At 68.8% G+C, this 21,652-nt stretch carries 14 protein-coding genes; 5 read left to right on the forward strand and 9 right to left on the reverse strand.

What is annotated here, in order from left to right:
- Positions 1-126: 126 nt before the first annotated feature.
- The 3 genes from ACZ4IF_RS15850 to ACZ4IF_RS15860 all read right to left on the reverse strand — a co-directional run bounded on the left by ACZ4IF_RS15850 (position 127) and on the right by ACZ4IF_RS15860 (position 6,162).
- A complete protein-coding gene (locus tag ACZ4IF_RS15850; RefSeq protein WP_467563219.1) occupies positions 127-858 on the reverse strand; it encodes a thioesterase II family protein in 732 nt (243 codons plus the stop codon).
- Entirely contained in the window at positions 855-2,816 is a 1,962-nt protein-coding gene (locus ACZ4IF_RS15855) for a non-ribosomal peptide synthetase (RefSeq protein ID WP_467563221.1), read from the reverse strand. Before ACZ4IF_RS15855 ends, ACZ4IF_RS15850 begins: the two co-directional genes overlap by 4 nt.
- Positions 2,817-3,210: 394 nt before the next feature.
- A complete protein-coding gene (locus ACZ4IF_RS15860; RefSeq protein ID WP_467563223.1) occupies positions 3,211-6,162 on the reverse strand; it encodes a type I polyketide synthase in 2,952 nt (983 codons plus the stop codon).
- Between the two features lie 287 nt (positions 6,163-6,449).
- Between ACZ4IF_RS15860 and ACZ4IF_RS15865 the strand changes: the two genes are divergently transcribed.
- Positions 6,450-9,512, forward strand: coding sequence for an amino acid adenylation domain-containing protein (locus ACZ4IF_RS15865; RefSeq protein ID WP_467563225.1), 3,063 nt, complete (start codon positions 6,450-6,452; stop codon positions 9,510-9,512).
- Positions 9,509-10,696 (forward strand): cytochrome P450, encoded by a 1,188-nt coding sequence (locus ACZ4IF_RS15870; RefSeq protein ID WP_467563227.1) that lies wholly within the window; start codon positions 9,509-9,511, stop codon positions 10,694-10,696. The genes ACZ4IF_RS15865 and ACZ4IF_RS15870 overlap by 4 nt, the downstream gene beginning before the upstream one ends.
- Before the next feature lies 1 nt (position 10,697).
- Here ACZ4IF_RS15870 and ACZ4IF_RS15875 read toward each other — a convergent pair whose 3' ends face one another.
- The 5 genes from ACZ4IF_RS15875 to ACZ4IF_RS15895 all read right to left on the reverse strand — a co-directional run bounded on the left by ACZ4IF_RS15875 (position 10,698) and on the right by ACZ4IF_RS15895 (position 17,473).
- Positions 10,698-11,999, reverse strand: coding sequence for an MFS transporter (locus ACZ4IF_RS15875; protein ID WP_467563229.1), 1,302 nt, complete (start codon positions 11,997-11,999; stop codon positions 10,698-10,700).
- Positions 12,000-12,675: 676 nt separating this feature from the next.
- Positions 12,676-12,984: a hypothetical protein gene (locus ACZ4IF_RS15880; RefSeq protein WP_467563231.1), complete on the reverse strand. Its 309-nt coding sequence runs from the start codon at positions 12,982-12,984 to the stop codon at positions 12,676-12,678.
- 653 nt (positions 12,985-13,637) lie between these two features.
- Entirely contained in the window at positions 13,638-14,516 is an 879-nt protein-coding gene (locus ACZ4IF_RS15885) for a Rieske (2Fe-2S) protein (RefSeq protein WP_467563233.1), read from the reverse strand.
- A 903-nt stretch (positions 14,517-15,419) separates the two neighbouring features.
- Positions 15,420-16,237 (reverse strand): IS5 family transposase gene (locus ACZ4IF_RS15890; RefSeq protein WP_467563235.1). Its coding sequence is split into 2 segments (ribosomal slippage): positions 15,420-15,889 and positions 15,889-16,237, totalling 819 coding nucleotides; the frame shifts between segments, so codons are not numbered across the junction.
- A gap of 429 nt (positions 16,238-16,666) precedes the next feature.
- The gene (locus ACZ4IF_RS15895) at positions 16,667-17,473 is read right to left on the reverse strand and encodes an anti-sigma factor antagonist (protein WP_467563237.1); all 807 of its coding nucleotides are present in this window, start codon (positions 17,471-17,473) and stop codon (positions 16,667-16,669) included.
- A gap of 84 nt (positions 17,474-17,557) precedes the next feature.
- Here ACZ4IF_RS15895 and ACZ4IF_RS15900 point away from each other — a divergent pair, with 84 nt between their 5' ends.
- Positions 17,558-17,875 carry a helix-turn-helix transcriptional regulator gene (locus ACZ4IF_RS15900; RefSeq protein ID WP_467563239.1) on the forward strand — a complete coding sequence of 106 codons (318 nt, stop codon included), beginning with the start codon at positions 17,558-17,560 and terminating at the stop codon, positions 17,873-17,875.
- Positions 17,876-19,002: 1,127 nt separating this feature from the next.
- On the opposite strand, the gene ACZ4IF_RS15905 is transcribed toward ACZ4IF_RS15900, so the two are convergent.
- On the reverse strand, positions 19,003-19,236 hold the full coding sequence (locus tag ACZ4IF_RS15905) for a hypothetical protein (RefSeq protein ID WP_467563241.1): 234 nt from the start codon (positions 19,234-19,236) through the stop codon (positions 19,003-19,005).
- Between the two features lie 720 nt (positions 19,237-19,956).
- Between ACZ4IF_RS15905 and ACZ4IF_RS15910 the strand changes: the two genes are divergently transcribed.
- Positions 19,957-21,054, forward strand: coding sequence for an alpha/beta fold hydrolase (locus ACZ4IF_RS15910; protein ID WP_467563243.1), 1,098 nt, complete (start codon positions 19,957-19,959; stop codon positions 21,052-21,054).
- 125 nt (positions 21,055-21,179) lie between these two features.
- On the forward strand, positions 21,180-21,443 hold the full coding sequence (tatA, locus tag ACZ4IF_RS15915) for a Sec-independent protein translocase subunit TatA (protein WP_467563245.1): 264 nt from the start codon (positions 21,180-21,182) through the stop codon (positions 21,441-21,443).
- Positions 21,444-21,652 lie beyond the last annotated feature (209 nt).

Consider the following 21,652-nt stretch of genomic DNA (forward strand, 5'->3'; position numbering starts at 1 on the left):
CCGGCCGCCTCTCGCCCGTTGGGCTCAGCCAGTCGCAGCGGGTGGGTCGTGCCGAGTTCCTGCATGGCGGTGGAGGGCGGCCCGCCATCGGAGCGCTCCGGACGGGCTGCCAGGGAGTCATGGAGCTCACTCGGGTCGCGGGACGGTGAGGGCCTCCTGCAGAAGGGAGTACGGCGGGTCGGTGATGAGGTAGAAGTGGTTCCCGGTGACGCTGACTTCCCGGACGGGCATCGTGCTCAGGGCGCTCCACGGGCGGAGGTCCGCGTCGTCGTCCTGGCCGCCGACGATGGTGGTGACGGGACACTTCAGCAGCGGCTCGGGTGCCATCTCGTAGCGGTGAAACATGCGGCCGTCGGCCATCAGGTACGGCATGACCACCTCCTGAAAGATCGGGTCGGCCGCCATCTCCGCGTCGGTACCGCCCATCCTGACCAGATCCGCGAGCAGTTGGTCGGGATCTTCCTCGGGCCCGGAGAGGTCGGGCAGCGGGGCGTCCCGGGAGCCCGAGGCAAACAGGTGCTCGAGGTGGATGCCCCGGCTCTGCAGCGCGCGTGCCGTCTCCAGGGCTATGGGAGCTCCCAGGCTGTGCCCGAAGAATGCGATCGGGACATCTGCCAGCGGTTCCACGGCATCGGCGATGTCCGTGGCGAGCCGGACGAGGTCGTGCGGAGGCTCCTCGTCGAACCGTTCGGCACGCCCCGGGTACTGAACGGCGTGCACCTCCACCTCGGTCAGCGACTGGCCCCAGGCGCGATAGAAGGCGGCCGACCCCCCGGCGTGCGGGAAGCACACCAGACGGATACGTGCGTCGGGCCGAGCGGTGTCGCACACGAGCCAGCGCGAAGAGTACGTGGTCACTGGCCGGCTCCCTTGCGTGCGCGCTGCTGACGAAGTCTGGCCGTACGGGCTCTGCGGGCGGTCTCGGCGGAGCCGGACGGCCCCGTGTCCTCTCCCTGCTCGCGGCCGGCGCGGATGAGCGTGGCCTGTGCCGACACGGTGGTCTCCTGGAACAGGGAGACGATCGACGGCCGCAGCCCGCAAAGCCGCTCCAGTGCGTCCTGCAACTTGAACATGGACAGCGAATGGCCGCCGAGGTCGAAGAAGTTGACGTCCAGCGGCACCGTGGCCACGCCGAGCACCTCCGACCACGCGGCCGTCACCTGGGCGGTGAGCGGATCGCCGGCGGCGGGCGCGGAGACGGGCCGGGGGCTGGGTGGCTCCGTGGCGAGCGTCCGCAGCAGCGCGCGGTCGAGCTTGCCGTTGAGGTTGCGCGGCAACTCCGGCAGCACCCGCAGTTCGCCGGGCACCATCACCGACGGCAGTTTCTCCGCGAGGGCGCGGCGCAGCGCGACGGGGTCTGCGTCCTTCGACGAGGCGACGAAGCCGATCAGGCCCGTTCCCTGTGCGTCGGGCAGGACGACCGCCTCCTGAACGCCTGCCAGCAGGCGCAGCGTCGACTCGACCGCACCGGGCTCCACGCGGTGGCCGCGGACCTTGATCTGGTCGTCCTTACGGCCGATGAAGTCCAGCCGGTGCTCCGCGTTCCAGCGCACGATGTCACCGGTCCGGTACATGCGTGCGCCGGGTTCGGCGGCGAAGGGGTCGTCGAGGAAGACCCTCGCCGTGGCCTCGGGACGGCCGAAGTAGCCGCGTGTCACTCCGGCCCCGCCGATGAACAACTCGCCTTCCGTGCCCGGCGGTACGGGATGGAGTTCGTCGTCGAGTACGTAGAGGCGGGCGCCGGGGACAGGGCCGCCGATGGTGACCGGTTCGGCACCGGTGAAGCGGTGGAAGGCGGCCCACACGGTCGCCTCGGTGGGGCCGTACTCGTTGACGAGATCCACTGTGGCGGAGTGCACCGCGAAGTGCCGGTCGGCGAGTGTCTGCGGCAGGGCCTCGCCCGCAACGATCACCTGCCGCAGCGATGCCAGTGGCGTGGTCCCGGCGCGTTCGGCGGCGTCGAGCAGCAGCCCGTACAGCGTGGGCACGCACAGGGTGCGGTCCACCTGGTGGCGGCTGACGAGGGAGACCAGCTGTTCGGCGTCACGCAGTTCGTCCGCGGTCGCCACGACCAGGCAGCCGCCCGCGTGGAGCGTTCCCCATATACCGGCGACCGACGAGTCGAAGGCCAGCGGGGACAGCAGGAGGAAGGTGGGGGTCTCCGGGTAGACCATGAGGCGGGCCTGCGTGGACGCAGCGAGATTGTGGTGCTCGACGATGACGCCCTTGGGCTCGCCGGTGCTGCCCGAGGTGTAGATGAGGTAGGCCGGATCCGCTGGGCCGGGGGTGGCGGCGAAGGAGTCGGAGTCGGCGGGCGCGTCGTCCGGGATGTTCGCGACCGTCACGACGGGCACCTGGGAACCGGCTGTCCGAGGCTGCGTGTGGTCCGTCGTCACGACGGCCTTCACCTGCGCGTCGTGAAGGATCGTGGCGCGCCGGGCATCCGGCTGGGCCAGATCGATGGGCACATAGGCGGCGCCCGCGCCGAGGATGCCGAGCACGGCCCCGATCATCGCGGTTGAGGGCTCGGCGAGGAGGGCGACCCGGTCTCCGGCACCGATCCCGGCTGCGGCGAGGCGGTGGGACAACTGCCGGGCCCCGGAGATCAGTTCGCCGTAGGTGACAGCGATGTCACCGCAGCGCACGGCGACCGCTGCGGGACGGTCGGCAGCCAGCCGGGCCACCACTTCGTGGGCGGGAACGAACGGGACTTCTGGCAGTGGGTCGCCAACTGTCGAGGCGGTCGCCTCCGGTATCGCTCCGGCGCTGTCCTTCGTCCTGGACGGAGCGGATTTCACCTGTTGTAAGGCCGACATGAAGAAGAACTCCCCAAATCTGTCAACGGGATCCCCGGAGCCGGTTCGCAGTTCATGCGCGACGGCCGGGTTCTCCACCACTACGTCAACGAACTCCTGTTATGAGTTCGCTCATTGCTCGGTTCGGATTCGAGAAGGAATGTGGGGTCGTTGTCGTCGCAAGTGACCACGCCGTGGTGGGGTGATCATAGGAGGGCGGATTGTCCGACGCAACCGACATGGACAGGAGGCGAGTTGGTTGTCTCGTTTGGAAGCCGGTTGGGTGTTTCGCGTCATGCGCTTTAGAGAAAGCGGAGTTGTGGAATCAGCGTCACCGCGCTCCTTTGGGCTCGTACTCGCTTCAACGACAAAAGGCTCCTGATGAGCAGGCGGATCGTGCAAGCGTTTCTGCTCGTCAAGAGGCGTGAGTCGACGCTGCGTCCTCTTCGCCACGGATCCGGCGGACCACCGCGATATGCCCGCTCAGCGTCCGCCGGGCCAGCATCTCGCGCACCGGGACGCGGATCCCGAACTCGCTGTTCACCCTTCGGATGAGCCGGGTGATCAGCAGGGAGTCGCCGCCCTGGGCGAAGAAGTCGGCGTCCGCCGGGACAGCGTCATGACCGAGCAGCTCCGCCCAGATCCGGGTCACTGCCTCCGTCGAGTCGACCGGGGCCGGGCCCTCGGGTACCGGCTGCTCCGGCAGCGGCGCGGAGGCCGGGGAACGGCTGGGATCCGACGCGGGCGGGGCAAGCGCTTCCGGCGCCACCGAGGAAGGTCCCGCGAAGGGGTAACCGGGCAGCCTGGTCCTGCGGCCCTCGCCGGTCACCTCGGCCGGTGCGACCGGCTGCCCCAGGGTCCACAGGGCGCCGACGCCACTGAGCACTGAGGACCCCGGCGCGTCCTTGACCTGGTCCAGGGCGACCGCGGGGATCCCGGCCGCCTCCGCCATCGGTGAGAGGGGACGCCCGGGACCGATCTCCACGGCCAGGGCGCCCGGCACGTGCGCGGCCAGCGAGTCGAGGGCGGCACCGAACAGCACGGGCTGCCTGACCTGCGTGACAAACATGTCGCGCGCAAGTCCGGTCCCGGCCACGACGACCTGGCCGGAGACGTTGAGTGCGATCGGCAGGGTGGACGGCCGGAGTTCGATCCGGGCCATCGCCTCGGCGAGCGCGGGCAGCGCGGGCTCGATCAGCCGGGAGTGGCCCGCGTGGCTGTAGCGCAGGCGCCGCACGAAGAAGGTGTCCCCGAGGCGCCGCAGGTATGCGTCCACCTCTTCGACCGGCCCGCCGAGAACGCAGGAGTCCGGGCCGTTGACCGCGGCCACGTCGAGCTTGAGACCCCACTTCTCGGCGAGCGCCAGGGCCTGCTGCACGTCCGCCCCGATGGCCAGCATCGCGCCCTCGGGACAGTCCTGCATGGCCCGGCCGCGCGCCGCGATGAAGGCGGCCGCGTCCTGAAGGCCGAAGACTCCGGCGACAGCGGCAGCGGTGATCTCGCCGGAGCTGTGTCCGCAGACCGCGGCGGGCCGGACCCCCAGGTCCTGGAGTGCGGTCGCCGCCGCGTAGCCGACGGCGAAGAGGGCCGGCTGCGCCAGTGCGGGCCGGTTCAGCTCGTCTGCGGGGAAGTCCGGGTCGTACAGCGCCTGCCGGATGCACTCCGCCGGCGGGGAGGCGAAGGCCGCGAGGCATTGGTCGAGCGCCCGGCGGAACCCGGGAAGTGCGGTGAACGGCTCGGCCATGCCCGGGCGTTGGGCGCCTCCGCCGGGGAAGAGGAAGACCACCGGGGCGGAGCCCGTCGCCGGCGCGGTGCCCCGGGACACCCCGGACCGGGCGGCGAGGCGTTCGGCGACCTCGGCACTCGTCCGGCCGGTGATCGCAAGACGTTCGCTCAGGGCCGGGCGGCCATGGGCCAGGGTGCCGCAGACTTCGGTGAGGTCCGGGTCGTGGGACTTGAGGTGGGCGGCCAGATCGTCGGCCATGCGGTCCAGTGCGTCAGGGTCCGCCGCAGACAGGAGAACCAGGCGCTCGCGCGGGGCCTGCTCATCCGGGGCGGCCGGTTCGCGCGGCGGCGCCTGCTCGATGACGACATGGGCGTTGGTGCCGCCGATCCCGAACGCGCTCACCCCGGCGCGCCGCGGCAGCTCCCCGGTCCACGGAACGGCCTCGGCGGGTATGTACAGCGGCCAGTTCTCGGTCTCGAGGAGCGGATTGTGCTCGGTGAACCCCGCGACGGGCGGGATCATGCCGCTGCGCACCACGAACAGTGCTCTGATCAGCGCGGCGACCCCCGCGGCAGCGTCGAGATGACCGACGCTGGCCTTCAGGGCACCGACCGCCACACTGCCCGGCCGGGCTCCGGCCCGACGCAACGCGGTGCCGGCTGCCGCCCACTCGATCGGATCGCCGATCCGGGTGCCGGTGCCATGGGCTTCCAGATAGCCGATGGACCCGCCGTCGACGTCGGCCGCGCTCAGCGCGGCTCCGATGACTCGCTCCTGTCCCGCGGAGGACGGCGCGTAGTAACCGGCCTTGATGTGCCCGTCGTTGTTGATCGCGGTGCCCAGGATGACCCCGTAGGGCTCAGGGTCGTCCTCGGTGATGTCCGACAGCCGGCGCAGTACCACGGCGCCCGCACCGGACCCGGCGATCACCCCGTCCGCGTGCCGGTCGAAGGCCCGGCAGGCGCCCGCGGCGGACAGCACACCGCCCGGCGTGTGCAGGTAGCCCGCCTGGGGGTAGCCGAACCCGGCCCCCACCACGAGGGCCTGGTCACAGTCGCCGCTGAGGAGGGCCTGCACGGCCAGATGGACGGCCACCAGCGAGGAGGAGCACGCCGTCTGCACGGCGAAGGCCGGTCCGGTCAGCCCGAGTTTGTACGCGACGCGGCTCGCCATGAAGTCCGGCTCGGTACCGTGGATCAGATCGTCGAGGAGCCCCGGATCGGTGTGTCCGCCGCGGACCATCGCGCGCATGTAGCCGCTGCCCGTCATGGACGCGTAGACGCTGGTCACCGCGATGTCGTCGCGGGGCGGTACTCCCGCGTCAGCAAGCGCGTTCCACGCCACCTCCAGCATCCAGCGATGCTGCGGGTCCATCAGCTCGGCCTCGCGCCCACGGATCTGGAAGAAGTCGTGGTCGAAGCGGTCCCAGTCGTCGAGATGACCACGTACGGGCACGTAATCCGGGTCGGCGGCCAACGCGGCAGGCACTCCGGCGGCGAGCAACTCCTCCTGCGTGTACCGCTTGCTGTGCACGCTTCCGTGGAGCTGGGAATCCCACCAGGCGTCGAGGTCACGGGGGCCGGGGAGCCGCGCTGCCATGCCGGTGACCGCGATATCTAAGGAGCGATCTCGACTCGTCATAACGTCCCCCATCATCTTGTTGGAAACGGGATGTTGCATCCGGTGTCGCGCTGATGGCACGTGAAATGAGCGGTCGTCGGTGGTTCCTCGTACCGCGCTGCGATCATGACACAGACCGCCCTCCGTGAACGAGGTGTCGTCCGCCGTCACATTCGTGACGAAAGGTGGCCTCAACACCCTTTACAGGCAAGGAGGCTGGCAAAAGACCGTCAACGCATGGCACCGTCATACGCTCCTGATGTTGTACTCCGAACCCCTCAACGTCTCGGATTCCGAAGGGAGTCGACGTGCTGCAGTCGAATGCCGCGCGGGCCGCAGTTGGCACCAGGGAATTATCAGGAGAAGGACTTCATGAGGTCTTCTCCGCACAGGCACGCGCTCAGCCGTGGCGCACAGCCCTCATAGCTCCGGACGCCCGGGTCTCATACCGCGAATTGGATGCCCGCGCCGAGGAATTGGCCCGCCGGCTTGCCGCCGCCGGTGTCGAACAGGGTCATCTCGTGCCGATTCTGCTGCCGCGCTCCGTCGACCTGGTCGCCACGCTGCTGGCCGTTCTCAAGCTCGGCGCCGCCTACGCGCTGCTCGATCCGGACTGGCCGCCGACCCGTCTCACGACGGTGGTCGACCAACTCCGCCCGCCTCTCGTCGTCGCCCGGCAGGGCGTGGTGAGCGAGCTGTCCGCCCCGCTGTGGACAGCGGCCGAAGACGGTACGGGGGAGAGCCCCGCCCGCCCCACGGTGGCGGTACGCGGATCCGACGCGTGCTCCGTGTTCTTCACCTCGGGCACCACGGGACGGCCCAAAGGGGTCGTCACCCCGCACCGGGCGACAGCGCGGCTCTTCCGGGAGGGCACCTTCGCGCGTTTCGACCGGGACACGGTCATCCCCCTCGCGGCGGCCCTGCCGTGGGACGCGTTCTCCCTCGAACTGTGGGCCGCGCTGTACAACGGCGGCACCTGCGTCCTGATCGACGAACCGTTCCTGACGGCCGAGGCCCTGCGCGCGACGGTCGCCGCCCATGGAGTGAACACGGCATGGCTGACCAGCAGCCTGTTCAACCTGATCGTCGATGAGGACCTGACGGCGCTGAACGGCCTGTCCCAGCTCATCATCGGCGGTGAGCGCCTGTCGGGACGGCACGTCGCCCGCTTCCTCGACCGGTTCCCCGACACGGCCCTGATCAACGGCTACGGACCGGTCGAGAGCACCGTGTTCGCCACCACGCACCGCATCACCGCCGCGGACTGCACCCGGGACGGCGGCATCCCGCTGGGCCGGCCGGTGCCCGGCACCTCCGTCCTCGTCCTGAACGACGGCCGCCCCTGCGCGACCGGGGAGCTGGGTGAGATCTGTGTCGCGGGTGACGGTCTGGCCCACGGCTACCTCGGCGAACCGGCCCTCACCGCCGAGAAGTTCACGGAGGTGAACATCGACGGAGTGCAGGTCCGGGTGTACCGTACGGGCGATCTGGGCACGCGGGACGAACACGGGGTCATCGAGTTCCGCGGGCGGATCGACCGGCAGGTGAAGATCCGGGGCAATCGCGTCGAACCGGCCGAGGTGGAGCGCCAGATCCAGCACCTGGTGCCCTACGTTGCCGACTGCCGAGTGATCCCGCGCTGGAACGACCTCGGCAGCGTCTTCGAGCTGTTGGCCTTCTGCATTCCGACCCGGTCCGGCGGCACACCGCCGGACGTATCGGCGATCCTCGCCGAGCACCTGCCCGCGTACCAGCGTCCCGTCGCCGTCGCCTTCGTCGACACCTTCCCGCTGACCGGCACCGGCAAGCTGGACGACCGGGCCCTGCTGGCCGACGTGCCCGAGGCGCCTGCCCAGCACCACCACGGCCCCATCGACGACCCGCTCGTCCGCCTGGTCGCCGAGGAGTTCGCCGCCGTGCTGGGCAGCCGGGCCGTGCCACCCCGCATACCCTTCTTCGAGCTGGGTGGCTCCTCGCTGCAGGCCGCCCGCGCCTGCACGCGAATCGGCAGGAGGGCGGGACAGCCGGTACCACTGCCGGTGTTGTACGAGCACTCATCAGCCGAAAGTCTGGGAGCGTGGCTCAAGTCGGCGCAGGGCACGAACGCCGTACCCGCACCCACCGGCGAAATCCCGCTGACCTCCATGGAACTGGTCTTTCTCACACGTCATCTGACAGCTCCTCAGGACCGTTCGGGATACTGCCTGATGACCTGGCATCTGGACGGCCGGCTCGACCAGGACGCCTTGGAGGCGGCCATCGCCGCCGTCCACGAACGGCACGAGGTACTGCGTACGGCCTTCCACGTGGATCCCCGGCCGCACGCCGAGGTCACGGACATTCCCGCCCCACCCCTGGAGCTCGTGGACGCCCGGCCGAGCGTGGACGAAGCGGTCGGCGCATTGCGGCAGCTCTTCGACGAGCCCCTCGAACCCCAGGACGCCGACCTGTGGCGCACCGCGCTGGTGCCGCTGACCGAGACGCGCGGCTGGCTGTTCGGTCTGCTGGTCCACCACATCGCCTTCGACGGCCGGTCGGAATCCGTCCTGGCGCGTGACCTGTCCGATGCCTACGCCGGACGTGAGCCGCGCACCGTCCCGCCCACCCTGGCCGAGCGGGCCCGGCTGACAGCGGCGGCCACCGCCCTGACGGACGAGGCGGGGCGGACGGAGCGCATACGGGAGGAGCTCCGGGACGTACCCCAGATCCACTGGCCCGAACAGCCCGGCGCTGGACAAGTCGGAACCGGACACCTCGATGTGACCGTGCGCGCGGCCGAAACGGCACGACTCGACGCGCAGGGCGCGGCGCTCGGGGTGAGCCGATTCGTGGTGCTTCTCTCGGCATGGGCGGACACCTTGGCCGAGGTCTGCCGGCAGCAGGACTTCGCGGTCGGCGTACCCGTCGCCGAGCGCGCCGTCCCCGGACTGGAGCAGACCATCGGCTGCCTGATCAACATGGTGCCGGTGCGCCTGCGCGGCGACGCGGTGGGCCACGGCGAGGAGGGCATCCGAGAGATCGGACGACTGGTCCACCAGGCCTTCAGCCGCAGCGATGTCCCCTTCACGGACATCGCGCAGGGCATCGGACCGGCGACGCCCGGGCGGCCGCCGGTGTTCCAGTCCCTCTTCGCCCTCCAGGACAACCCTCCGCCCGGGCTCGACCTGCCCGGCGTCCTCTCCACGCACCTGCGCCAGCCGTACGCCGCCCTCCCCCTTGAGCTGCACCTCGAGGTGTGGCCGGACGCGGACGGCGCACTCGACGCGGTCCTCTCGTTCCGGCGCGACACCGTCGCCGAGGCCACCGCCCTGAACCTGCTCAAGGGTTTCCATGACCGTCTTGCCCTGATCGCCGCGGGAGCTGCGTCGTGACCGTATCCACGTACACCCCGGCCGACGTACTCGACCCGGAGCTGCACGCCTCAGGGGAGGTGCACCGGCTGTGGCGCTGGATGAGACAGCACGCCCCCGTCCACTGGCACGAACCAGGCGCCCTGCCGGGCTTCTGGTCCCTCACCCGGTACGAGGACGTCCGCCACGCGTACCAGAACCCGGCCGTCTTCAGTTCGGCGCAGGGCGTCCTGCTGCGGCCGACGGAGCTGGGCGTCGATCCCGGCAGCGGTCGGACCATGGCCCTGACCGATCCACCCCGGCACCGCGCCCTGCGCGGGCAGGTGTCCGACCGGTTCACCGAACGCTGCGCCCGCTCCCTGGCGGACGAGATGCGCGCCGAGATCCGCTCGGTGGTGACGCGCGCCGTCGAGAACGGCACCTGCGATGTGGTCCACGACATCGGAGCCCGGCTCTCCAGCTACAACATCTCCCGACTGCTCGGTGTGCCGCCGAAGGATCGCGAGCAGCTGCTGACGTGGAGCACAGAGGCGTTCGAGTCCGGCAAACCCCTCACCAGCCACGTCGCGTTGATGCGCTATTTCATCGACATGATGTACGCGCGGATGGAGAGGCCCGCGGACGACGTGATGAGTATGTTCGTCGACAACGAGGTGCAGGGCGACCTGCTGACCGAGACCGAGATCCTGCTGAGCTGCGAGAACCTCGTCGGAGCGTCGGAAAACGCGGGTCTGTCCATGGCTGCGGGGATCCTCGCCCTCGCCCAGCATCCGCAGCAGTGGCAACAGCTGGGGCGGGAACGGGACGGCGAACTCGTCAGGACCGCGGTGGAGGAGGTGCTGCGGTGGACGAGCAGCGCCACGCACAGCATGCGAACAGCGACAACGGCCACGGTCGTCCAAGGGCGGCGCATCGCCGCCGGGGACCGGGTCGTGCTGTGGATCCCCTCGGCCAACCGGGACGAGTCGGTGTTCGCGGACCCCGACCGGTTCCACCTCGGTCGACAGCCCAATCGCCATCTGGCCCTGGGGACGGGCGAGCACGTCTGCATCGGGAGCACCATGGCCCGCCACCAGATGCGGATGCTCCTGGAGACACTCGCGGAGCTGGTCGCCGTCATCGAACCGGACGGAGACGTGCAGCCGCTGCATTCGATCACGGTGAACGGACCGGCGCACGCCCCCGTGCGGCTGGTCGCCCGCTGAGTCAGGCCTTCGCGTTCTGCGCAGGCTCGGGCTGCGTCTGCCCGGCGCCCTGCCTGCTTTGCGCCCACCGGACGGCGAAGGGAGTCGCAAGACCCGTCAACGCGAACAGGGCCCCCACGACATACCACCCAGGGCGGCCCCAGGTGATGCAGAGCGAGATGAGCAGCACCGGTCCAAGGGCATCGGCCAGCCCTGCTCCGAGACCGAACACGCCCAGGTACTGGCCGGTGGCATGCCGCGGCGCGAGGGCGAAGGACACCTCGAACCCCGCGGCGGAGTACCACAGTTCCCCGATCGTGTGGATCACTGCGGCAGTGAGGAGCAGCGCCGCCGCAGCCCACCCCGGTATGCCCGCGGCCAGCGAGATCAGCGCGCAGGAGAGGAGAAAGGTCATGCCTGCCCGGCGGTAGGCGTTTCCGCCGGCCGCCGGGGAATCGACGCTGCGGCTCGCTCGCACCTGGAAGGCGATGACGATGAAGGTGCTGGTGAGAATCGTGCCTGAGATGAGCCAGTGCGGGGCGGTGGTGGCACCGACGAGCCAGAGCGGGATGCCCACGGTGAGCACCTTGAACTGGACGGCCATCATGCCGTCAAGGGCGGTGAGCAGCAGGTAAGGACGGTCACGCAGGGCGGTCCAGCGCGGGCCGGCGACGGCGGGGACCGGTGCGACCGGCGGAAGGAGGAGCAGGATCACCGCGGCGACCACGAAGGCGACCGCGTTGCCGATGACCATGAGCTGATAGGCGGTGAGCGTGCCGACCTGAACCACCCAGCCCGCCAGCACGGCACCGAGAGAGATGCCGAGGTTGGTCACCGCACGCAGAAACGCCCGGAACTCCTGCGGCCGGTCCCCTCCGTAATGCCGGATGAGCGGCGAACGGGCGGCGACTCCGGCCGTCCTCGCCCCGGCAGCCGCGCAGACCGCGAGCACGAACGCCCCAAAGCTGTCCGCCAGTACGAAGCCGGCCGTCGCCAGTGCCTGGACGGCAAGGGTCGCCGCATAGACGCCGCGCGCCCCGTATCGGTCCGCCAGATGGCCGACGGTCACCCCCAGGGTCAGCGCGACGATCCCGGCTATGCCGAGCCCGAGTCCCACCTTGTCCGCCGAAAGGTGCACCGCCTGGGTGAAGTACAGCACCCCGGCCGTCAGATAGAGGCCGTAGCCAATGGTGTAGACGAAGTTCACGGTCGCGAGAACGCGCTGCGGCCCGGTGTCCGGAATCAGGCGGGGCATGCAAAACTCCACGTCACAGGTGGGAATCCAGTGCCCGGCAAGCTTGTTGTGCGCTGCGTGCAATATCAAGGGTGTCGCCTTGGCCGTACAGCCTCGACGGCACCCTGATCTTGCGCGGGTATCCCTGTCCCGCTCATCTCGGCGCTGCACATAGTCATCGAGCGACTCTGTCCGCCAAGGACCACCAACGCTGACTGCTCGCTATCCAACACCGGCACCGCTGCTCGACCCCGGCGCCTTCTGGCCAGCGGGCGGAGAACGGGAGAGGGCCTCTTCGAGGGTGCCTTCTGGGTGACTGCACGCTCTGCCCGGGCTCAGCCGTTGGCCCGGGCACGACGTGCTCCCCCCGTCCGAGGCGGAGAGCGGGAAGGCGCCGTTTCTCCAGGTCCGGGTTGCAGAAGCGTCGGCAGGCTGACGGTCAGGCTCGGATCATTGGCCTCGTTGCTGTGGTGATCTTCGAGGACGGCGGGTGCGAGTGGGCGATCTGCTGTTCGGAGGGTTGTGCGCCTCGGATTCCTGGATCGGCAGCGTTGCGCCTCGTGTGACCGCGTGGACACTCATATCGTGATCCGCATGGCTCCCCGCCCCTGGTTGTCAGGGACTTGGAGATTCCCGTGCTCTCCAGGACCCTGACCCGGCAGGGCGGCGCCCCGATGCCACTGGTGGCACCTGTCCAGATGGTCGGGGGCGTTCTCGACCGTCACGATGCTCTCAAGTAGGCGTTCGGCCCAGGCCGCGTCAGCCGTCATCCTCTCGACATCGCCTCCCGGATCAGCGGCTCGAACTCCCGTCGCACGTAGGCATCGAACGGCTCCGTCAGCGCACCGTCAATCACTCGCCGCACCCCGTGCTGTGCCGCGAACTCCTTGATCGCCGCACGGGAGTCCGGCTCCACGCCCCTGCCGACGGTCAGCACCACGAACTTCTCGGTCTCCAACAGCTCACGGGCCTCCTCGTCGGTGCTCACTCCCACCGCGTCGAAGCCATCCGCGCACAGGGTGGCCGGCACCTCCGTCACCCTGGCGGGCATCCTTCCCAGCACCAGCGTCTTCATGGCCGTTCCTCTCCAGTACGTCGGCATCGACGCCCTCGAACTTAGAAACTCAACCGGACTTGAGGCCAACCCCAACTCGCGCCTGGCAGCCGCACGATCCAGACCGGGACAAGTCGTAGTTGTCGGTTTGCTGAGGCCTGGTTACACGGAGGTTGGTCTTCTGCTCGATTCGTCGGCGGTCAGACCATCGTGGGCGCCGTGGGGGGCGACAGCCGTGCGACGGCGGGACGGAGCCCGCGTTCAACCCGGGCGGGACTTCGCCGGACCGCATACCTGCAGGCCAAGCACCGTGGCGTCACCAGAGCTGCCCTGCCAGGGTGGGTGTCATGACGTCGGCCCGGTCACGCGACCTTGTCTCTGGTCGGGGAGACAATGAGGGCCGACCGGTCGGGAACCAGAAGAGTGACGCTAAGACCCTCTATCGAAGCGAGGCTCGGCGTCCGTGGTGTAGCCGGGTCGCCAGGTCGACCTGACTGCAACGCCAGCCGTTGCCGTTCTTCGGTCCCTGATCTCTCTGATGTCACCCGGGGACGCGTCAGGGCCTGCCGACGCGTGCTGACTTCAGGCCACCGAAAAGCACGGGACAGGACAAGACCCACCACAGACGGGACTCCCGGGGCCGTCGGTGCGCATCCCGCTCTCGGGCGGTTCGATCAATTCGGCACGAAACGAACCTCCAGGTGACCGTCGTGCGCGGTGCGACACTCGAAGTGCGGCTGCGGGGCGGTCGCGGGACCTCGGACGTTCTCGCCGTCGGCGAGCCGGAAGCGGCTGCCGTGCAAGGGGCACTCGATACAGCCGTCGACAATCTCGCCCGAGTGAAGCGAGCCGTCCATATGACTGCACCGGTCGGCCAGCACGTAACAACGACCGTCGTCCTGGCGTACAGCCAGAACCGGCGTCTCCCCCACCATGCGCCGCACCGGTTCGCCTGCCGGTATCTCTTCCAACGGGCCCACGTCGTACCAGTCCGCCTCCACGACGAGGGGCACGGCCGCCGCGTGATTGACTCCGGCGGCCTGCCGGTACGCGAGGTGACCGCCCAGGACACCGCCCGCGCTGGCGACGGCTAGGCCCCCGAATCCCAGCACGCGGCCCAGCATGGGACGTCCGGTGTAGCGCGCGGTGAGGGATCCCGCGTACACCGCGACAGCCGCAAGATTGACCGCCGCGTGAACGAGGCCAGTGCGCGCAAGCCGTGGCGGCTGATCGGCCCAGTCCACCCAGCCGGCCGCGGCGGCAGGCGGGGCGGCGAGCAGGCCCGCTGCCACCATGCGCCGCGCCGCCCGGCTCTCGCCCGGCAGCAGGTCGAGGATTGCGGCTGCCGTCCAGGTGCCGATCGGCACCTGGACCAACACCGGGTGCAGTGCGTGCCCCAGCCAGCGCCCGTGGAGGACGTCCCGGGCGCCACCCAGTGGAACGGCCTGGACCACGCTGCGCACACCGTTTGCGACCCCGTCGAGCCACGCTTGCCGGTCGACGGCATCCAGCAAACTGGGCAGCACATGGGTCTTCGCTTTGATATCGGACATACCGTTCGAGTGAGCGAGGCGGCCCAAGATAAACGTCGGCTGGTGAGCGCCCCTCGGCCATGGGCGCGCCTGCCAGCGCATGCGCGCGGCCCGGCCCAGCAGCCATATCGCATGCTTCTGAAGTGGCTTTCCCCTTCTGGCGCAACCGTCGAGCCCAGCGCATCCAGTTGGACCGTCAGCTCCGGCTCGTATGGCCCGTCGCACCCCGGGCACTGCGAGCCGTCTGAGCGCGGCGCGGAAAGCTCGATGACGGTGCCCAGCGTTGTGGGCACCGCTGGTGCTTGGCCAGACGACGGCTCACGCTGATCCTGCCCGTGCACCTGCGGTCCGCTCCACCGTTGCTCGCTGTGTCCTCCCGGTGACGGCTGGCCAGCGGGTTCGCTGCAGTCTTCACGGGCGGCTGGTGGCCTTCCCTACGCCCCCCGTTGGAGGACGGGGGCAGCCGAGTCTCTGCTTCAATCCGTGGGTTCGTCAGGGACAGGCTGGTCGGAGGCCTCGCCCATCTGCTGGGCGGCTCCCTGCCGGTCGGTACCGTCCTCGTGACCGGCTTGTGCATCGCCCACCGTTGTCTCGCCCGACGAATCCGTCTCGGCGCCATCACCGTCATCGCGCTGTTGGTCGGGCATGTCCCTGGGGACAGGCTCGGAATCGCTTTCTGGCCTTGCATTATGTCGGTCCGCCATGGCCATCTCCCGTCGTATGTTGCATGCGGGCAGAACTCTGGAGCTTTTCTGTGATCCGCCGGTCAACACCTCCTGGACGGCGCTGTCAACTCCGCGAGGTCTCGGCTGCGGCATCCTGCCACCACGAGTTCCCTCCCCCGCAGTCCTTGACCGTGCTTTGCCGCGTTGTGCAGACAGACGATGAGGCTCGGGCTTGTGATTCATTGCCTTAGACCGTGTCCTACGTGGTGAGCTTGAGGAGGCGCTTGTAGCAGCAGAGTGCTGCGGCGAGTCCGAGGAAGGTCAGGTAGTTGGCGGGTTGGCGTTCGTAGCGTGGGTTGAGTCTGCGGTAGCCGGACAGCCAGGAGATCGTCCGCTCTATGACCCATCTGCGGCGCCCTAATCGTTCGCTGTTCTCGACTCCCTTGCGTGCGATGCGGGCGCCGATGTGTTTGCCCCAGAGCCATTTGCGCAGGTGGGGGATGTCGTAGGCCTTGTCGGCGTGGAGTCGTCGGGGTTTGAAGTGGCGGCCTCGGTGGGGGTCGTGTTTCGTTTGGAGACCGGCGATCATGGGCTTCAGGCCTTGGCTGTCGTGGACGTTGGCGGCCGAGAGGCCGATGACGAGGGGCAGTCCGTTCGCGTCCGACAGGATGTGCATCTTGGAACCCGGCCTGCCTCGGTCCACGGGGCTCGGACCTGTGTGTTCGCCCCTTCTTTAGCCTGCACATGAGCCGAGTCGAGGACCACCCGGGAGACGTCCACGAGGCCAGCGTCGTCGAGCTGGTGCAGGACCGCTTCGTGGAGCCGTCCCCAGACACCGGCTCTGGGCCAGATCAGGAACCTGCGGTGCGCGGTCGACTTCGAGATTCCGAAGCAGGGCGGCAACGCCCGCCGGGCACAGCCGCTGACCAGCACGTAGATGATCGCCGCGAACAGCGTCTCATCAGGCGTGTTCTGCTTCCCGCCACCTTGCGGCCGGACCCGATACTCCGGAATCAACGGCCGGGCGATCTCCCATAAGCCGTCTGGAACAATCCAACTCCACGTACCCCGCCCCATACACAGCCCAACGGCCAACAGCCATGTAGGACACGGTCTTAGCTGTGGGCACCCGGTCGGCGAGGCAGAGTGAGACCAGCGCCGGGACGTAAGCATCCCCGCAAATGGATGCTGTCCTCACCTCGCGTCATGTGACGGGAGCGTCTCCGCCCTTCGCGATGGGCGGAGGGCGAGAGGCAGGTGCGCTGTGGCTCCGCGCACGCCTTCAGCTGCGAGATGGACCGGAGTCGCCGAGCTCGTACGCCCGTGGTCATCCGCACAGCTTTCAACAGCTGCCTGGGCCGTGCGGCGCCGCCCAGCTCGGGCAGCGGCCGTTCATCCAGCGCCAGAGACGCCGCAAGGACCGGCGAGAGACCATCGCTGGTGGCCATTCCACACCACCCAGAACCGTCTTTCGGGACGCCGCCCGCAGGATCCTGACCGGGCAGTCTAGGAATCTGCAGCATCGGCGACGTCCACGGGCGGAAGTGGAGCGCCCCCTTCGGAACTCGCTGCCGCTACAGCCGCGGCCAGTTGCTGTTGCATGTGCTCGGAGAGCGGATGGCCGTCGACCGAGCCGAGTACGCCTTCGGCTACCTGGTAGAGCTTGGTGTTGGTGCGCTGCGACACCCTGACGAGAACGCTCCAGGCGTCCTCGGGGCTCAGCTGGAAGGATGCCATCAGTACACCCCGGGCCAGATCGATCACTGGCCTGGTGATCATCGCTCGCCGCAGTTGTTCGACTTCGGCGCGCAAGTCCGTGCTCGCCCTGTGGCTGCGGCTCAAGGAGGCGGGACGGCTACTCGCAGGCGGGTGCAGGGGCCGACCGTCCCCCTGTGCGGCTTGTGAATGCACGCGGGTGAACAAAGACCGGGTGCCCGTCATGGTGAGCAGCCTTTCTATCCCCGGGCCGGCGGTCTGGAGAACGAGTGTCTTGCCGTGAGCCGAGGCCTGCTGTCGCAGCTGCAGCAGGACTCTCAGGCCGGAGCAGTCGCAAAAGCTGACGGCGCTGAGATCGAGGTCGACGCCAGTGGTGGAGCGCTTCAGCGCTTCACGCAGGGCCAGGCGGAGAGTGTCCTCGGTGTCGAGGTCGATCTCTCCGTGCGCCACGAACACCGTTCGGTCACCCACGGCGTACGTCACCGTTTCCAGCCAAGGGTGCGGGGCGGCGACACCTCCGGCGACGCGCCGAGGGTGAGCGTGATCCGGCATGGCAGCCTCTCTTGGGGTTTCACCGGCTTCCGCATCCAGATTCACCCTCCGTCTCCATGCACGTCAAGAGATACATGAAAAATTTTTCACCCTTTTGATTGCCGGAATCCTGGGCCCTATGCTGTACCGATGGGTGACGTACCAGAGCCACACATCGGGTGGACTTTCCTCACCAACTACGCCCGCGTACTGGTGGCGATCGCCGACGACCACAACGTGCGCATCCGCGACATCGCTGCACGTTGCAGGCTCACGGAACGGGCGGTCCAGAAGATCATCGCGGACCTGGAGCAGGACGGCTATCTCACCCACACCCGGCAGGGACGTTCCAACGTGTATCGCATCGAGCCGGGCACCGTTCTGAGGCATCCGGCAGAAAACGGGCTGAACGTGGCAGACCTCCTCCGTCTCCTCGCCCAGCACGACAGCGCCTCTCGGCAACTGTAGGAATGCCGTGACGTGGCCTCCGCCGGCCCCAAAGCCAGTCGGAGCATCCGTGACGGCAGCTCAAGCGGCGAGGTCACGAGCGCGGACCTGTCCTGACCATTCACCGATCGAGGCGACCAGGACAGTGGTTTCGAAACGGACCGCGAGTCCGTCGAACCGGGTGGCGACCGCCCGGCTGCACTCCGAACCCGGAGGCCGGCAGCGCATGATGTGACGCAGGTCCTTCCGTCGCTCCAGGTGGCTTCCTACGCCGCTGTGTCACGAGCGGGGCCGCGCGGCTCCGCACGCCAGCGACTCCGGCTGGCGCTCTTGGGTCGACGAAATCGTCGTCAGCCGGGCAGCCTGCTTCCTGGCCGACACAACCCTGGCTGAACGCGGCCGCCAGGCTCTCACCCTCACGGAGCACGAAACCGAAACGGGCGGCCTGCAGCGGCTGATCCACCGCGGCGACCGGGACACCCAGTCCGCCGCCCTGCTCCGACACCCCGATCTACTCGAAGACATAGCCAGCCTGCACCGGTCGCAACTCATGGACGTGCTCACCGGCGACACGGCCCGGAACCGGTGACCGCGAAGGACCGGAGTCGCCGTCGGCATCCACTGCCGACTCCCACTCAACCGAGTGTGAAGGCTCGCGGACCTCTCCTGAGACCCTGACAGGGCGAAACGCCCAAGTCCGCCCAGAAGGGCCCTGAGACGGGCACGCCCGCGGAGGTGTGCCACCCTGCCGCTGCCGGCCCCAACTCACCGAGCCCACTCCCGCGGTGATCACCGCAGAGCGAATTCCTCCGACCGCTCAGTCTCGCCGGGACCACACCTCGGGCCCGCCGCCGTACCACTCGATGACCGACAACTCGGCCACATCAACCTCGTCAAGACCTTTCCAGCCCTCACACTGCAGCAAGTGTGTCAATCCACTCAGACTGTGCACTGTGCCGAGGAGCACTCCACCTACCCACACCTGCCGACCTTCGCCCCTCATGGGCGGGGAAACAACCACGGAAGGCTCGGTCATGCCCACAGCCTGCCACCTGGCGTGCTCACGCCCAGCCAGCGTCTGTCCATGAGCCGACTTCAACGGATCGCTGCCCCGCTCTCCGCCTGACTCCTTCATTGCCCAGTCCCGTTCACGAGCCGAGACGAGCCTGCAGCAGGGCCTTTCCCACCTCAGCACCCTTCTTGCTGTCGGCTTGGGCCTTGCGGAACAACTCTGCCAGTTCGGCGTCATCGTCACGCTCCGCATCCGCGATGAAAGTCTCCAGCCGCAGAGCGTTCTCGAGGCACGCCTCGACGTACCAGAGCAGGTTGTAGTCCTTGTCCTTCGTACCAGTGATGCCACCGGTCTCCGTCGTGCTCGTCATGTCTTCTCACTCCCGCGGACAGAGGCACCAAGGCGTGCCTCGATCGTTCCGACGTCGCACGAGTGCCCATGCGTGATCCGGTCAACCGCATGACCCACCGTCTCGGCGGCGGTGTCCTCAAAGGGCCGCGGTGCCGTCAGCGAGCCGGCGGCAACGCACCAGGCCCGGACGTGGACGGACGGCATTGCGCAGCAGCGGGTCAGACAGTGAACGCGCTCGGGCGGCGTCGTAGTCGGGGGCAGCGCGGGCGAAGGGGCGCATCGCCACCCACCCGACCATTTACGCGCATAGACTCGTGTTTGCTGAACGGCAATGCCGACCACTTCCCACAACCTTGCCGCACACCGCCGTGGGTGAACTTACGGCACATTTAGAAGTACGAGCATATGCTCCTTATGTCTGCACGCAAGCAGGACCGGTCGCACCATCGCGCCCGGAATCCCCCCAGAGGTTGCGCGGCCACAGGTGCCCGGTTCGGCGACATTCAGCCGCCAACACCTGCACACCCAGGCCGACGAGGCCGACATACCCGAGGGTCGGGCAACCTTCGCCCTGACGCGCACACGGATCCGCACCCACGAGATTCAGCCGCGGCAGAGCCGCCCGACCCACGCGCACGCAGGCCAGGCGAGGCGACATCCGTTCCGCGCCACCACCTTGACGGGTGACACGGGCGTGCGCACCTCATTTCAAACCTAGTTATTTGCGAAAGGAAATCTGGTGAATACCTCTCCCACGGAGTCCGCCGATCAGAATGCCGCCGGCACCGAATCGGCGCAGGCCCGCCGCGGTTTCTCGCGGCGGGCGTTCGTCGGTGGCGCGGCCGCCGCGGCCGCAGGCGTGTCGCTGGTCGGGGCATCCGCGATCCCCGCCGCAGCCCATCCTGTCCCGCGGACGACGGCGCAGGGCTTCGGGTCGGTATCGACGGCTCCGCGGCTGCCTGCCGGGTTCACGAAGACGTTCAAGAGCCGCTTCGTCCGGGCGAACGGGATCCGCCAGCACGTCGTGGTCGGCGGTGACGGACCGCCGCTGCTGCTGGTCCACGGCTGGCCGCAGAACTGGTACGCCTGGCGTCTGCTCATGCCGGCACTCGCCAAGAAGTTCACGGTCATCGTGCCCGATCAGCGGGGCATCGGCCTGACCGAGAAGCCGGCCGCCGGCTACGACACCAAGACCCTGGCCAACGACCTCGTCGCCCTGATGCGGGCGCTGGGCCACGAGCGGTTCGCCGTCGTCGGCCACGACACAGGCCTGATCATCAGCTACGCCCTGGCCGCCGACCACCCCGAACGGGTCGCCCGCCTCGCCGTCGCCGAGGTCCCCGGCCCGCCCGGCGCCGGCCCCTCTCCGGAGTTGTTCATCGAGGAGAAGTACAACAACAAGCTCTGGCACATCCCGTTCAACCGGGTCAACCACGAGATCACGGAGAAGCTGGTCAGGGGGCGCGAGGACCTCTTCTTCGGCTACGAATTCGACATCCAGGGCGGCAGCAAGCAGCCGGAGTACGCCCGCGAGTACTACGTCCGCCTCTTCTCCAACCCCGAGGCGCTGCGCGCCGGGTTCGGGCTCTACCGCGCCTGGGACACCATCGTCGCGCAGAACAAGAAGCGCGCCGAGACGAAGCTTCCGATGCCCGTCCTGGCCGTCGGCGGCGCCGAGAGCTGGGGGCCGGGCGTCGGTGAGGGCTTCAAGCCCCTCACCACCTCGCTCCAGACGGTGGTCGTTCCCGGCGCCGGCCACTGGATCGCCGAGCAGGCTCCCGAAGCCATGCTCGACGCGCTCGGCGCCTTCCTCGCCCCGTACCGCATGGGCCGCTGATCCCACTTGGCGGGGCCGCACCACTCCGCAGCCCCGCCATCGGGCGGCCGGGCCCCGGCACTCACACGCCGCGGCCCGGCCGCCGGACCACGCTCTTGCCCTCGCCATCCTGAAAGGCGCACGTCATGTTCGGCAAACTCGGAGCACCCGAAATCCTGCTCGTCCTCGTCGTGCTCATCATGCTCTTCGGCGCTGAGCGCCTTCCCGGCATGGCTCGCTCCCTCGGCCAGTCCCTGCGGATCCTCAAAAGCGAAACCAATGCCATGCGCGACCGTGATGCAGAAGAAGACGCCACGACCGCCGCCGCGTCCGCACCCGAGATCGTGGAGGGCAAACCGCTCGCAGCCTCGACGGCATCCACGCCCAAGATCGTTTCCAGCTCGCACTGACCGACAGCAGGAGGCGAGATAATCCGGCAGGGGGTACGGCTCCGCGGGCCCCGACGAGTCGCCCTGGAATCCTGGGCCTTCACCCGGCTCGCAGATTTCATCGTCTGCAAGACCCGCAGGGCCGACGTGCCCGTGGTCTGCTTCGATCCCGCCCACACTCACAGCAGTGCTGCGAGTGTGGCCACACCGACAAGAACCGGGCAAACCAG

Source organism: Streptomyces sp. NPDC025784, assembly GCF_055558435.1.